9 protein-coding genes are annotated in these 15,124 nt (G+C 58.6%); 5 read left to right on the forward strand and 4 right to left on the reverse strand.

The window, feature by feature from the left end; all coding sequences use genetic code 11:
- Window positions 1-2: 2 nt before the first annotated feature.
- Complete coding sequence (locus LB541_RS23015; protein WP_140498434.1) at window positions 3-1,220, forward strand: glycosyltransferase family 4 protein; 1,218 nt, start codon at window positions 3-5, stop codon at window positions 1,218-1,220.
- Between the two features lie 155 nt (window positions 1,221-1,375).
- On the forward strand, window positions 1,376-3,574 hold the full coding sequence (locus LB541_RS23025) for an acyltransferase family protein (protein WP_140567298.1): 2,199 nt from the start codon (window positions 1,376-1,378) through the stop codon (window positions 3,572-3,574).
- 98 nt (window positions 3,575-3,672) lie between these two features.
- Here the strand turns inward: LB541_RS23025 and LB541_RS23030 are convergent, their stop codons facing one another.
- Entirely contained in the window at window positions 3,673-4,551 is an 879-nt protein-coding gene (locus LB541_RS23030; protein ID WP_140513519.1) for a sulfotransferase domain-containing protein, read from the reverse strand.
- Between the two features lie 435 nt (window positions 4,552-4,986).
- Here LB541_RS23030 and LB541_RS23035 point away from each other — a divergent pair, with 435 nt between their 5' ends.
- Window positions 4,987-7,143 (forward strand): nucleoside-diphosphate sugar epimerase/dehydratase, encoded by a 2,157-nt coding sequence (locus LB541_RS23035; RefSeq protein WP_140633013.1) that lies wholly within the window; start codon window positions 4,987-4,989, stop codon window positions 7,141-7,143.
- A gap of 20 nt (window positions 7,144-7,163) precedes the next feature.
- On the forward strand, window positions 7,164-8,618 hold the full coding sequence (locus tag LB541_RS23040; protein WP_140818782.1) for a hypothetical protein: 1,455 nt from the start codon (window positions 7,164-7,166) through the stop codon (window positions 8,616-8,618).
- A gap of 105 nt (window positions 8,619-8,723) precedes the next feature.
- Here the strand turns inward: LB541_RS23040 and LB541_RS23045 are convergent, their stop codons facing one another.
- Window positions 8,724-10,064 carry an O-antigen ligase family protein gene (locus tag LB541_RS23045; RefSeq protein ID WP_181165376.1) on the reverse strand — a complete coding sequence of 447 codons (1,341 nt, stop codon included), beginning with the start codon at window positions 10,062-10,064 and terminating at the stop codon, window positions 8,724-8,726.
- A 235-nt stretch (window positions 10,065-10,299) separates the two neighbouring features.
- Here LB541_RS23045 and LB541_RS23050 point away from each other — a divergent pair, with 235 nt between their 5' ends.
- A complete protein-coding gene (locus LB541_RS23050) occupies window positions 10,300-12,639 on the forward strand; it encodes a GumC family protein (RefSeq protein ID WP_224619690.1) in 2,340 nt (779 codons plus the stop codon).
- A gap of 36 nt (window positions 12,640-12,675) precedes the next feature.
- Here LB541_RS23050 and LB541_RS23055 read toward each other — a convergent pair whose 3' ends face one another.
- Together LB541_RS23055 and LB541_RS23060 are read right to left on the reverse strand one after the other, a co-directional pair.
- Window positions 12,676-13,806: a glycosyltransferase family 4 protein gene (locus LB541_RS23055; protein WP_140498441.1), complete on the reverse strand. Its 1,131-nt coding sequence runs from the start codon at window positions 13,804-13,806 to the stop codon at window positions 12,676-12,678.
- Window positions 13,807-13,872: 66 nt separating this feature from the next.
- A complete protein-coding gene (locus LB541_RS23060; RefSeq protein WP_140525318.1) occupies window positions 13,873-15,093 on the reverse strand; it encodes a glycosyltransferase in 1,221 nt (406 codons plus the stop codon).
- Window positions 15,094-15,124: the final 31 nt, after the last annotated feature.

Genomic DNA, 15,124 nt, shown 5'->3' on the forward strand with positions numbered 1-15,124 from the left:
CGATGGTTGGAGGAGCTAGCCAAGGGCCGATACGGGTTTGCTTTCCATTTATCGGTGATGATGTCGGTGGAAGCCACATCTCGGCGCTCAAGCTCATCCAGAACCTCGATACATCGAAGGTCGTTCCGATTCTGGTGCTTCAGGAAACGGCCGGGCCTCTGGCGGCCTTTCTGCAAATGGAGGGCCAGCCCTTCACGGGTTTTCCGCTGCCGACGACTTCGCCTGGAAAGGGAATAATCCCCGGCGATGTCATGACCTATCTGACCAGTACGCTTCCGCGCATGCGGCGTTTCATCAAGGAGCAGAAGTTCGATATCGTTCACACCAATGACGGCAGGACGCATGTGAATTGGGGCATTGCGGCGAGGCTGGCAGGTGCTCGGCTGGTTTGGCATCATCGCGGCGACCCCGACGCCAAGGGCGCTAACGTGCTTGCGCCGCTCATCGCGCATCGCATGGTGACGGTGTCGCGATTTTCGCGACCGCGGCATCCGATCAGATCCCTCAAGGGACGGCTCAGCGTCATCCATAGTCCCTTCGACCATCCGTCGACTGTGCCTGACAGGATCGCGGCCAAGGCCGCACTTCTGGACGAGCTAGGCCTTGCACCAGGAACACGCGTCCTGAGCTTCATCGGCGGGCTGATCGAACGAAAGCGGCCGCTCCTCTTCATCGATATCCTTGATCGTTTCGTGCGGGAGCATCCGCAAATCCCGGTCGTCGGCTGCGTGTTCGGGAATTCACCCGCGGGCTCGCAAGATCTTGAAGCGGCCGCCCGCGTGCGCTGCGCCGAGCGCGGGCTCGGCCAAACGGTGCGCTTCATGGGTTTTCGCAACCCGATCGAACCTTTCCTCGCGGCAACGGATGTTCTGGTGGTTCCCGCCATGGGAGAGCCCTTCGGCCGAACCCTTATCGAGGCGATGTTTCTTGGGACGCCGGTGGTTGCAACCGATCATGGCGGCAATCCGGAAGCTATCGAGAACGGGCGGACCGGATTTCTGGTCACACCGGAAGACGCCGGGGCCTTCATGGAGCCGCTATCGCGGTTGCTGTCCAATCCGCCGCTCTGGGCCCGGATCAGCGATGCAGCCCGCGACCACGCCTTCTTCTCCTACAGCACGCACCGCCATGTCGAAAATGTCATGAAGATCTATGACAGGGCGCTTTGCTCCCGCAAAGCCGGCTTGGCGACCGACCTAACCAGCGAAATCGGCGGTTAAAGGATTTTCGCAATGCGGGTAGAGCACATCGATTTCCTTGTCATCGGAGCCGCAAAAAGCACAACGACCTGGCTGCAGCAGCAGCTTCAGGCCGATCCGAGCGTCAGCACGCCGGCATCCTGATAGACGCATCCAAGGGAAGGGCCTCCTTTGACATGAGTGAGTTTCACGAAAAGTCAGCTGCGCCATTGACATATGGTTCCCCCGGCATTGATCGAGGTCTGCCGTACGAAGCCCATCATCCTGCTCGCAATGCGAACCAAGACACGGGAGCTGCCCAGAGTGGGATCGTGGCCACGACCCCGGCCGGTCAAGTTGGATATCGCCGCGAAATTGACGGCCTGAGGGCGATCGCAGTCGTTCTGGTGATCCTCTACCATTCAGGGCTTCGCGTCGCGGGCCTTGACCCCTTTGCGGGCGGTTTTATTGGCGTTGATGTCTTTTTTGTTATTAGCGGCTATCTGATTGGCTCGATTGTACAGCGGGAAGTCATGGATGGGACTTTCTCGTTCGCCAATTTTTACGAGCGTCGCGCGAGACGGATCCTACCTGCGCTGTATACCGTCTTAGCAGTAACGATCCCCTTCGCTTGGCTATATATGCTGCCGAGTGCCTTTAGAGACTATTCGGCGAGCCTTTTGGCAACCGTGTTTTCAGCCTCCAATCTATATTTCTGGCATGTTGCGAGCTATGACGCAGCCGACAATCTTTTTCGTCCATTAATTCACACCTGGAGCTTGGGGGTCGAAGAACAGTTCTACGTGATCTTCCCTTGCTTTCTTCTACTGGTGTGGAAATTTTCTCGGAAATTTTTAACAGCCATCCTGTGCATTGGGCTCGTCGTTTCGTTCATTCTTGCGGAGTGGATGACGCGGCATTTCCCGGACGCATCTTTTTTTCTACTGCCAACCCGAATCTGGGAACTAGGGTTGGGGGTGTTTCTGGCAAGACGTGAATTGACTGGCGGCCGGCTTGTGTCGATGCGCTCTTCGCGAGTCGCGCCTGCGGTCGGTTTGGCGCTCCTGATCTGCTCGGTGCCGCTGATGAGGCCGCAGTGGCATCACCCAGGACTTGTAACGTTGATCCCGGTTGCAGGAACGGCATTGCTTATCTGGTATACAGGGCACGGCGATCCCATTACACGAGCGCTTTCCTCCCAGCCATTTGTATTTGTCGGCCTGATATCATATTCCCTCTACCTTTGGCACCAGCCGATATTTGCTTTCGGCAGATTGAGTGTGACCAATTCTGTCGATGGAACGATGGTATTTTGTTGGATTTTGATGTCTGTCATACTTGCCACTGCGACTTACCGCTTCGTTGAGATGCCGACTCGCAGCAGAAAGCGAACCAGCAAGCGCGTTATATGGCTGATTGCCTCACTGGGGGCCGTGTTACTCAGCGGCGGCGGATACTACTGGTATGTCCAAAATGGCATGCCAAGCCGTTTTGCGGACGGCCTGGCCCCGATTGCCGCTGCATCCGATATTCGCGAGGCTCAGATCTTTCAGAACGGGAAGAGCTGTCTCAACTTTGCGCCTGAACAGGGCCCTTGTACCTTTCATGGCTCGAATCCCGAGGGCTATGCTCTTGTTAGTTTAGGTGACTCTCACGCTCGCACTCTGCTTGGTCCGATGCGAGACAGCCTCGATGACTACCGAGATATCGCCTCGTTCACACCGCTCAATCGAGGCGGCTGCGTATTTCTCCTCGGTCTGCAAAGGGTTGACGTGGACCAACCGGGTTGTCCAGGCGACTACAATGACAAGAGGCTCGACTACGTAGGCAGGCTGAAGCGACCGATAGCCGTGCTCTTGTGGCGTCTCCCCATTCTCGTGGAGCAGAGCCGTTACAACAATGGCGAGGGGGGAATCGAGCCGGGCGACGATCACCCGCATTTGGCCAAGCTGGGTGAAACCGGGCCCGCCGATCCGGCTGCAGTCGCCACGGCCATTTCCCGCACCATAAACACACTTCTGGAGCGCGGGGTGAAAGTTGTCTTAGTCTATCCTGTCCCGGAGATGGGTTGGAACGTCCCGCAGGTGCTTCTCATGCGGGCCAGACGCCAGAACGATCCTGCAGCTTATATGCAGGCGGACCCGATTTCGGTTTCCTATGGGGATTTCCGCCGGCGAACGCAACGGACATACGCATTATACGATAATGTCGGATCCGATCCAAATCTCGTGCGTGTGTATCCGGAGAAGGCCTTCTGCGATCAACAGCGCTGTTTCGCCAATCGAGGCTCTCAGATTTTTTATCGGGACGATAACCATCTCAGCGAGACCGGGGCGTCCAAGCTCAACGTTTTGATCATGGACGCCATCAAAGCACGGTGGGGAAATGACCGATGACAGGCGAAGGAAGAGCCGTGGACTTTTTCGACCGGGAAGTCTTATGCGACGTCCCAGCACGGAAGCGACAAGGCTTCCCCTTGCAGTAGAGCTCGACGCTATGCCTTGCGGTGGTATATTTCGAAATACGGGTCCAAAGAGCTGGAAATTCTCTCATCCATGTAAGCGATCTCGTCTCTGTTGAAATAGTCGACATAACCGCCAATTTTACCCCGGCGCACCTTAAAACTGTCGGGGTTCGACTGGTCCGTCGGGCGCATTCTTTCGTGACCGAAAGCGTCTGCCATTTCGATCTTTCGCAAATTCTCGAAAGAGCCAAAGGTTGTCGCCTCATCGAGGATCATCTCCGGCACGCCCTGAATGCCCAGAAAATCTAGCGCCGTGCGAAGCGCCGATTTTGGAGCTTGGCGCATATGTTCGTAGGACAGCATTTGAAATGCCTTCACCTTATCGCGGTTGTGCGCCCAAGCGTTGTAGAACGCTATGATGGAATCAATGCTGCCGACATCCTGGGCAAGAAACTCACTGATCGTTCCGTCAAACACCTTCATTCGGTGCGTTGCGTCGAAATAATATGAAACAAGCACGTCTCTCGGATCCCGAACCAGAAATAGGATCTTTTTTCCTGAATATTTTGACTTATCGACCTGGATTTCGCTGGGACGCTTAAGGTTTGGGCTGTCGTCGTGAGAAAAGCCGATGCAGGGAATATTCGATGAGATCTTCCAGAAATGCTGGATTTCCATCGGATTCTGCAGGTTAAGGCCGTAGTGTTTGTCGATGACGCGGCCAACCATGGTGCGCAGCCACGTTCTACCGCATTTCGGGTATGAAAGCACAAAGGAGTCTCGCGACCAAAAGATCATCTGGCGGCGCAACGCTCCCAGGGGACCCGAGTAGCGTATTTTCTTTGGAACGACGGCTTCGCCAAGGAAAAAGGTAGCGTCGCGAAGATTGTTCTTCAACTGTCCGAGCATAGAAAGCTTCCTCTGCTAGCGTGAGTTTGGCGCATTGGCGGCGTCAACAATGAAGTGCCCGAAGACGGGACCGCCGGACCGAAACTCAAGCGACCATTTTAATCTCCGCCATTGTAAGCCATTGCGTCGGTGCAGCGAGACCTAGCTAGCTGGCTGGCCCGGACTGATGGGAGTACCTCTTTGGATTAACGCGGCAAAGTCCGCTTGCAGTTCCGATAGCCCCCCATGCACAAAAGCATGTGTTGCTTAGAAAGCGGGTAAAGCGCCCCATAGCAGCGATAAGATCGTAGCCTCGAATCCGAACGATTGCAGGCCAACCTGTTCTTGATTGAGCAAGGGACTGGCAGGCACGGATTTGTGCCTGCGAGTTCAAACAGCCGCATCTCTTGACGCGCTCTCTTGGGGCGCGGCGGCTAAGCTTTGTCGAGGTCTAGAATGAGCCAGTCAGATCAGCCGTTTGAGGCAATCAGTCCACTGGGAGGCCAATCCCTTTTGCTGGCCACTGCGATCGCTCTCGGCCGTCTCGTCAGCAAACCGCGGACGATTGTTCATGTGCTGTCTTACTTGCGCCGGCGGGTGACCGGGCGCGCCAAGGCCGTTGGCAAGAACCTTCATCTCTACATCATCGATCTGGCCCTGGCGCTGGCGGCACTGTCGTTTGCTTCATTCATGCGATTGGGCCTTGATGGAGAATTCACCGGTCCGGAAAGCCACGCTTCGTTGCTCTTCGCACTCCCTTGCTTCCTGCTTACATGCGCCGTGGTCTTCCCGGTGACTTGCCTCTACACCCGCAACTGGCGATATGCTTCTGTCGGCGACATGCTCGGTATCGTTCGCGCGGCATTCGTCACATCGCTGGCCTTCGTGTTCCTGATGTTTGTGGCTACACGGCTCGATTCGATCCCGCGCTCGGTGATAGTGATCCAGTTTCTGTTGCTCGTGCCGCTGCTTATTTCAGTTCGCATCCGCTCCAAGCTCGTTGAGCTAAGCCGCTTTGGTCCGACTGCGAACAGAGCGAAAAACGGACGCGACGTGGTCCCTGTGCTGCTGATCGGTGCAGGCGATGCGGCCGATCTTTATATTCGCGCGCTGCAGCGGGATCCGAATGCACGCCATTGGCCGGTCGGCGTGCTCGATAATGGCGCAACGACAGAGGGCTATTTCCTGCGCGGCGTGCCGGTTCTGGGCAGCATCGAAGACTTCGACATGGTCATCGGCGATCTGGAAGGTCGCGGCATCAAGCCCCGCCACGTGATTTTCACCGAAAGGGTGCCTGGCCTCGTCGACCCGATGCTTGAAGCGCTGATCGACCGGGCCGACCGTCTGGGCATCGCTGTCTCTCGCCCCGCCCCGGTCCTGGAACTGCGCAATCCTAAATATCAGAGTCGCTTCGACTTGCGCCCCATCGAACTTACCGACCTTCTGGAGAGGCCGCAGGCGGTTCTTGATAAAGATGCGTTGTCCCGAATGATCGAAAACAGGCGCATCGTCGTCACCGGCGCCGGAGGCTCGATCGGCGGAGAGCTCACGCAGCAGATTGCCGCGCTCGGCCCCACCGAAGTGGTCCTGATCGATAACAGCGAGTACAATCTGTACGCCATCGATCTGGAATTGGCGGAGAAATTCCCTAATGTGCGCCGGAAGCCATATATCTGCGACGTACGCGACCCTGTTCGCCTGGGCGAGATTTTCCGACGCCATCGCGTTGACCTGGTCTTCCACGCGGCGGCGCTCAAACATGTGCCGATGGTCGAGTTGAATCCCTGTGAGGGCATTCTTACCAACGTCATCGGTACTATGAACGTGGCAGAAGCGACCCGCCTTTGCGGCGCCAAGGCAATGGTCCAGATATCCACCGACAAGGTTGTGAACACGACCAGTGTCATGGGCGCTACCAAGCGCCTTGCGGAACTCTACTGCCAGTCCCTGGACCTCGCCTTCACCGCCGGCGATACCCCCGTCCGCTTCATGACCGTTCGTTTCGGCAATGTTCTGGGTTCAAGCGGGTCGCTGATCCCGCTGTTCAAGCGCCAACTCGCCCACGGCGGTCCGCTGACCGTGACCGACATGGAGATGAAGCGCTTCTTCATGACAATACGCGAGGCGGTTGAACTGACCTTGCAGGCATCGGCCCATGGTCTGGAGAAAAAACTCGGACAGGGCGAAATCTTCGTTCTCGACATGGGTGCGCCAATCAAGATCATCGACATGGCGCGCCGCATGATCAAGCTCGCGGGATTTCGGCCGGATGAGGACATCAAGATCAAGATTGTCGGCTGCCGGCCGGGAGAAAAGCTGTTCGAGGAACTCTTCGACGAAAGCGAAAGACGTGTCGACGTTCCGATTTCCGGAGTCTTGGGCGCCGTGCCCAACGCGATGCCGCTTGACACGCTTCGCAAGGGATTTTCGCAATTGCGTCGCTTGGCGAGGGCCGGCGACACTGAGGGAGTGTTAAATCTTGTTGCGGATATGCTTCCCAGTTACCGCAGAGAGGAAGCCAAGCCTGCGGCGGCGGTGACGGCGCCATTCGTGCCTCATGTGATCCTCGGTTCAGCCAAGGCAACCACGCGTCCACACGAGGCGGCCGCTTGAGGCCCAGCGGGAGCGCTGCCGTGCTAAGGCATATTGCCTCGGCTCTGTTTGTCGCGCTGTCGTGCGGCACTGCACTGGCCGGGGCGCCTCAACCTCAGCCGACAGTGGCCGAGGCACGGAAGGCGGTCGAGGCTGCCGGGGCCTATTTCCGCGATCATCTCGGTGTAGCGGGAACTTATGTATGGAAATATTCCCTCGACGGCCAAAAGAGGGTGGGCGAGGGCGGTACCGTGCCCGCGAGCGTTGGCTGGGTGCAGCCGCCTGGTACGCCGGCTGTCGGCGCTGCGTTCCTGCGCATTTTCGAGGTTACCGGCGACAAGCAATGGCTTCAGTCTGCCCAGGTCGTGGCAACCGCTCTGGTCAAGACTCAGCTGGAGTCCGGCGGATGGTTTTACAAGATCGAGACCGACCCGCAAAAGGCGGCGACATGGTGCTACCGCGCACTGAAGTTGGGCGGGAATACCTGTCGCGATATCAAGGACAATCCGCAACGCAACGAGACTGTCCTCGATGACAACAACACACAGAGCGTGCTGAATTTTCTGATGTGGTTCGACCTGGCGAGCGGCGGTTCGGATCCGGACGTCCGTTCCTGCATCGACAGGGCGCTTCATCGATTGATGCGGGTGCAATACCCGAATGGGGCCTTCCCGGTATTCTTCAAGGGAGCCGCGCCTGGGGCGGATGTAAAGGCTGCGGCCAAGGCGAGTATTCCGGCCAGTTGGTCTCACGAGTGGCAGAAGCCTGATCGTCCGCCCTATTTCATCATCAATGACAATCTTCCCCGCGATATGGGTCGTCTCTTTCTCAACGCCTACCGCACATATCACGATCCCGCATATCTCAAGACGGCGGAGAAGGTCGGTGATTTTCTCCTTGCAGCCCAGTTGCCCGCGCCACAACAGGGCTGGGCTCAGGGTTACGATCGTTCCATGCAGCCGGTTTGGGGACGCAGGTTTGAGCCGCCAGCGGTCGTCTCGCGCGAAACCGCCGGCAACATCGATTACCTGATCGAGTTGAACGAGCAAAACAGGGATGCGCGGTTGCTGCACGCGGCGACGACTGCAGCCACCTGGCTACAGGCGGCGCGCCTGTCCGACGGCAGTTGGGCACGTTTCTACGAACTCAACACCAACCGGCCGCTTTACATCGATGAGCGCGGCCAAGTGACGTTCGACGACATGGACCTCCTGAAACACTACGGCATGAAAACCGGTGCAGAGATCGAGCCGGTGTTCGCTCGGCTCGAGAGTGCAACGCGGGGGCAGAGAGTTTCACGTCAACGACTGTGGATCAGTGCCGCGGATGAGTTGAGTGCTGGCGAACTGAATTCAAAGGTGCGTCAGCTCGTCGACAGTCAGGATACCCAGGGACGCTGGGTTGAGGGCCGGTTTATCGAGGGAGAAGACTTCGTCGAGGGCGTGTTCGCCCTCGCTCGTTTCATCTCCGCGCAAGCATCAGAGCCGGCGAAATAGCTTCTATATATCGCTCGCTCTTGCCATGGGGAGACCCTGACCAGATCTTCCGGGTGCGCCGATTTTAGCCTTTGTAGGAGCTGGAAAGCTCGGCTGGTGGGCCCCTTAGATCGGCCTGCGTAGGAAAGGCCGCGAACGACCGTACTTGGAGCGAGTACCGCGAAGAAAGCGCGTGACCGTTCTTGAAGCTGGGCCGTCGCGCAAAATCGCAACACTGGGCGCCATTCCAAGCAGCAGAGGCACGAGAAAGAAACGACTGTAAAGATGTGGTAGCGCATTTGCCAGCGCCGCGAAGAGGAGAACTGTCGTCGCCGTGCAAATGGCGGATACCTTGCCTTCACGACTCCGAGCGGCAAGGATGGCGATGGTGATGCCTGCCACGAGCAGGAGCAGAAAACCGATGAATCCGGGCAGCCCTGCCTCGACCCATATGAGGAGGTAGGTGTTGTGGACCGGGGCGTGCAATTCGCTGACCTGCCGATACTGGTCGGCACCGATACCAAGCAGTGAATTATTGTCCGCTTTGCCAATGGCCTCATGGATGAGCCGCATACGGTCTGCAAACGTGCCAGCCTCATCGAGGTCACCATTCTGCAGCGCATTCAGCACGCGGTGTTGGAAGACCTCGGGCAAGAAGTCGCGGCCCCAGGTAACGGCAATGAAGAATGCGGCGAGCGAGGTCACCGCTAAAGAAATGATGCGGCGCCACGAGCCCGTCGCGACTACGAAGATGGTGACCGCAAAGACAAGGCCGATCAGGCCGGTATTGGATCCTGTCAAAATAATGCCATAACCAAAAAGCGGCAGTCCGACCCAAAGCCAGCGAGGCCTTATGCAACCTGACGCCACCAGCCACAACATTAGCGGGACAGAGAGCGCTATCAGCGTTGCGCACTCATTCTCGCGTTCCACCCAACCCTGGAAACGACCATTGCCGCTGACAAAGACGGTGCCGCGTTGCTTGAGGATGTCGATTATCACTATCCCCTGCAGACACATCACGGCGATCGAGCAAAGAAATGATTTCATCAAGAGAACGATTTCCGCCCAGGGCCTCGACACGATCATGAAGGCCAGGAGAAAGTAAGCGTACAGATATTGCGCCGAGATGATGAAGCCTCGCTGCGGATCTCCGTGGATCAGACTGCTTAGCAGCAGCATCCCGCATAGTAGGGCGATGCCGATATTCCATAGAAAAGTCCCCGCGCCCAAGGGAGAGATCGAAAAGGATTTCCCGAGTATGGCTGCGAATACGGCCGCGAGAGCGAAGCCGTCGCTGATGGTAAAATAGAATGCATCAAACCGAAGAATATTGAAGGGCGTGAGAAAGACGGACGCCACGGCGAACCAGAGCCCGAGTCTCCCGGCTACCTCTGGCAACGATGTGACGGCCGGTTTGGGGCCGGGCCTTGTCCAATAATGGCGAGGAGCCCTGGCGTAGTTCATCCTCACTCCTGAATCTGCTTGAGAGTCCTTTTCGCCAGCCCTCATTGGGCCTGCAGTTCAGCCTATCTGCCAAGATAGGGCCCGGGCCGGTTACGCTATCCTTTTGGATGATGTCGCCTTTGCGGCTAAGCCTCTTGAGCGCGATTGCGGCCGCGCAACCATGTTAAAACTGTCGTCGCGGTAAGTCGCGAATTCGATGTTGGGTAGCCTCCAGGTCCGATGTGGCAGGGCCGGCTTGGACCAGTCGAAGACAAAAAAAGGGGCGGGATCTGTGAGCTTGATAGACGACAACAGCGTGTGGAGCCGTCTGGAACCATTTCTTCAAGAGCCGATCGAGCCGTCGAAGGAACGCACTTTCGGCCCGCGCGAGCTCTACACGCTTTTCCGAAGGCGCCTCCCCTTGATCCTTGCGGTCGTGACTACCGGCACCGCTCTCGCGCTCATCACGGCCGTGGAACTTCCCAAGACGTACACCGCTCGCTCGATGATCGTTGTCGAATCCGACGATCCCAATCCTCTCGACACCGCACAAGCGCAGCCTAATCAACAGCCCGACAAGTCGCGAATGGACACCGAGGCGGATCTGATCACCTCTCGTGTCTTTGCCAGCCTGGTCGTCGACAGACTGGACCTCATCAAGGACCCGGACTTCAACACCTATCTGAAACCAGCCGCGAGCCGAGCTTCCCCTTCGGATTCGGGCCCTGGACTGCTGTCACAGGCCGTCGGCTTGATCGTCTCGATACCGCGAGCGCTATGGAGCCTTGTCGCCGGCGCCGACCCGCAGGATCCCGCGTCGCTGCCATCGAAGGGGGTTCAGCAAGATCGGGCGATTTCATCGTATCTGTCGAGCGTTTCGGTTGACCGGTCCGGAGAGAGCTCGGCGATGACGATCTCCTTTTTCAATGACGACGCGTCGAGGGCGGCCCTGATAGCCAATGCGACGGCCAAACTGTTCGTGGAATGGTCCCGGGACAACAAGCGGCAGGACATCAAGGACGCCGTTAGCTTTCTGAGGCAGCAATCGACGGAGCTTGCGTCACGGATAGCCGCCATAGAAGGCCAGATCGCCCAATATGCGCGAGAACACGGCGTATCCAGCGATCCACGCGATGATCTGCTGCGCGCCTCGATCCAGCAAAGCAACGAGCAGCTCAGCACCGCCAGAGGTGAATACACGCAAGCGCAGGCGCGCCTCGCCCAGGTCAGGCTGGCGGCCAAGACCGGCGACGCGGGCGCCAACGTCGATCCCCTGCTCTCATCGGACTTCCTGACATCCCTGCGCAACGACGAAGCGACGGCGATGAGGGATCGCGCGCAACTGGCCAGCAACTACGGGCGCAATCATCCCCTGGTCCAGGAGGCGGATGCAAAAGTAGCGGCCGTCCGCGCGATGATCTCTCAGGAGATGCTGCGTACGATCGCAATCTTGGAAAACGACGTCCGCGTCAACGAAGGCAGGGTCAACCAACTCGCCAAGACTTTGGAGGAGTCCAACGAGCAACTACGGCAAAGGAGCCTGGCGGAAGCGAAGCTTCGGGAACTGAACAACCAATTGTCGACCGAGCAGAAGCTCTACGACCTCGTATCAGGCAGGCTTGGCAGCCTCGATCCGTTTTCCGAGGCGGTCGAGCCCGGCGTGCGGACGGTTTCCGCTGCCGAGATTCCGACGAGCCCTTCCTTTCCCAAACTTCGTCTGATGACGGCAGGCGGTTTCGCCGCGTCGCTGATCCTAGCCCTGATCCTTGTGCTGACGCTTGAAAGCATGGATGTGAGAATACGCGAGTCACAACGGGTATCGAAGCTTATCCGTGCGCCACTGCTGGCGTCGATTCCGCAACTGCCCAAGAAATTCCTGCAACGCGCCACGCCTCCTCTTGAAACCTTGTTGTCGCAACCACGGTCGGCCTTCTCCGATGCCTTCCGGTCGCTGTACATGGCCTGCACCCGGATGAACGGTGGCCGGAGCAAACAGGTGATCCTGGTCAGCTCAGGACTACCACAGGAAGGCAAGACAACGACGGCCATGGGCCTCGCCGTGGCAGCTGGAATGGACGGCGCCCTGACAGCGCTGATTGATCTGGATTTGCGAACCCGCAGCATCCATAGCGCCATGCAGTTTGGGCCCGCCGACAAGACACTCAACGACTACCTACATGGTGGTTGCACCCTGGCAGAGATCGTTCAGACGCTTCCTGAAGTTCCGCGACTGGATGTGCTGGCGCCATCTGCCGACGACCAGACCTTGCCTGAATTCCTCAATTCCAGCCAATTCGCGAAATTGCTGGAGGCGTTCCGGCTCGAATACGACGTGGTGATCATCGACGCGCCGCCTGTGCTCGTCGTCGAAGACGCAATCAGGATTGCCGCCTCGGTGGATACCGTCGTGGTCGTGGCCGCGTGCGACAACACCACGCAAGAGGCTCTCTCCCAGGTTGTCGAGCGCCTGCGGTTCGCCGGCGGTCCATCGATCGGCTGGGTGTTCAACCGCGTCGACCCCTTCCGACAGGCCCGTGGTGCCCTGCGGAAAGCCTATTTGAAACGGCAGCAGATTCGTCGTTATTTTCCCGCTTGACCGCCATCGGCCGCGCGGCCGATCAGGCGCGGCCGACTATATCCCCATCGCCTCGAGCAGGGTTTGGTTCACCTTGTGAACATCGAACCGGTCTTCCGCGAGCTTTCTTGAGTTGGCGCCCATTTTTGCAGCGAGTTCCTCATCCTCGAGAAAAGCCCGCTGCGCCGAGGCGAGAGCTTCCACGTCTCGCGGCTCGACCCGGAAACCGTTCTCGCCCTCGATCACCGTTTCTTGACAGCCAGGGGCGTTGGTCGTGATTATCGGCCGACCGGTCGACAAGGCTTCCAGCGCGCTGCGGGGAATGCCCTCCCTGTAATAGGACGGCAACACGAACACGGTGGACGCGGTCAAATAGGGACCGACGTCGTGTGTTTCGCCGAGATATTCAACGGCGCCTTCCTTGGTCCACTGGTCCATTTCGGCTTTCGAGATGGAGAGGGGACTGGGATCGAAGGGCCCGAGAATCTGAAAGCGTGCAGCGCGATACTTGGTCTTCAGGATACGCGCGGCGGCAGCAAACTCGGCAATTCCCTTTTCGCGAAGCAAGCGAGCGATCAGAAGGAAGACGGGAGGCCCTGAAGGTGGGGGGCTTGCGGCAAACAGTGTCAGGTCCACTCCTGAACCTGGGATCATGATCACTGGCGTCGTCGCAGAAACCATCCCATGGCGCCGGATGTCGGAAGCGTCGGCGTCATTGTAAGCGAAAACTGCTTCGCAGCCGACCAGAGCCGAGCGGTAGAGACCAATACTCAACCGGCGCAAGATGGTTGCGCGCAGTCCCGTCATGCTGCCGCTGAATATGAAGCCGAAGCCTGTAAAGAGCGCAAACCGGCGCGGTACACGGGCAAGGCGGGCAGCCAATCCACCATAGATGATCGGCTTCATCGTATACGCCAGGACGATTTCGGGCGCCAAGCCGCGGATGAGCTTGTAAAGCGCCTTGAGCGTTCGCAAATCGGCCAGCGGACTGGTACCCGTCCTGGCCATCGGAATCTGTCGGAAGGTCACGCCAATTGCCTTGAGCCCGGCGATCGCCCGCTCATCTTCATCGGGGGCGAGCGCAATGACATCATGCCCCGCAGCGACCATGGCCTTCAACAATTCGAGACGAAAGTTGACAAGCGAACGCGTCAGGCTCGCAATGACGACGATGCGCTTGCGGCGCATCGCATAGTCCACAGGGGCGCGAGGAGAATCTCGACCATTCATGTGCACAGCAACCACCAGCCGCTCCTATCGGATATGGCGACGACGCCCTAGAGCTGCTTCGTAGAGTTCCAGGTGCCGGCCGACGTAAAGGGAAAGCGAGAAGTTCTCCATGACGCGACGACGCGCTTGTTGACCCAAGGCGCGGCGCTCGGCCGGTTCAAGGCTGACAAGCCTGATCAATCCGGCGGCCAGTGCTTCACTGTCTCCCGGTGGAACGACCACGCCGCTGTCGCCGACCAGCCAGCCGGAGTCGCCGACCGCGGTAACCACCGCCGGCACGCCGCTGGCCATCGCCTCGCCTACGGCAAGGGAAAATGCCTCGCCCCAAGCCGAGCAAAGCGCGTAGACATCGAAGCCCGGCATGAGGTCGGCGATGTCCGCGCGGATGCCCGGCGTGGTAATGCGGTCGTCTATGCCGAGCTCACGGGCGGTGCGCCGCACCGGGCCGTCGGCATGTCCCTCCCCGATAAATATGCCCTGAACGTCGTATCCCTGTTCCAGGAGCCGGCTGATGGCGCGGACCAGGCTAACCTGGTCCTTCATGGGATGGAAGCGTGCCACATGGCCGATCATCAGCCGTCCGGGCGGCAAGCCGAACAGGCGGCGCAGCTTCGCACCGGCGTCGGCCGAGGGGGAAAATTGATCGCAATCCGTCCCGTTCGGGATAACCACCCTTCGGCGCGGATCAAAGCCCAGGCGCTCGTGATCATCGGCGGCGACGCGCGAGCAATATGAGATCGCGCTGGTGCGCCTCGACAGGCGGGCCGAGAGCCGTATCAATTGACGCGTCAACGGTTTCTCGTCGGCGAGATCTCGAACCGTGTGATGGATGCTCCAGATGACCGGCGAGAAATTGAGCCCTAGCATCGAGCCGAGCGTTGCCGCGACGTTGCCGTGATACATCCATCCGTGAAGAAGATCGGGGGCCGCCCGTCTTATCGACCGCGTCAGCCGAACGACATCGCGCGGTCGCGGCCGTTCCGTCATGCCGAGCGAAACGAGCCCCGATCTTGTATATTCTACGTTTGCAGCCACCGGACCGGGTGAAAGCAGGGACAGAACTGAAGTCGAGAAGCGATTTTGGTCGACCTGGCCAAGAAAACGGGCAAGCATGACCTGAGCGCCGCCGACGTCGAGACTGGTAATGGTGTGAAGAACACTTGTGTGCACGCAGGCTTCCCAGCTGTCTGCAACGCTCCGCCCTGAGGAAGCATTCAATCGTCCGGCAGTATCCAGCCGCACCATACGTTGGTTGCAGTCGACATCCAGTTAGCCA

This window comes from Mesorhizobium sp. BR1-1-15 (assembly GCF_020165475.1).
Taxonomy (GTDB): Bacteria; Pseudomonadota; Alphaproteobacteria; order Rhizobiales; family Rhizobiaceae; genus Mesorhizobium.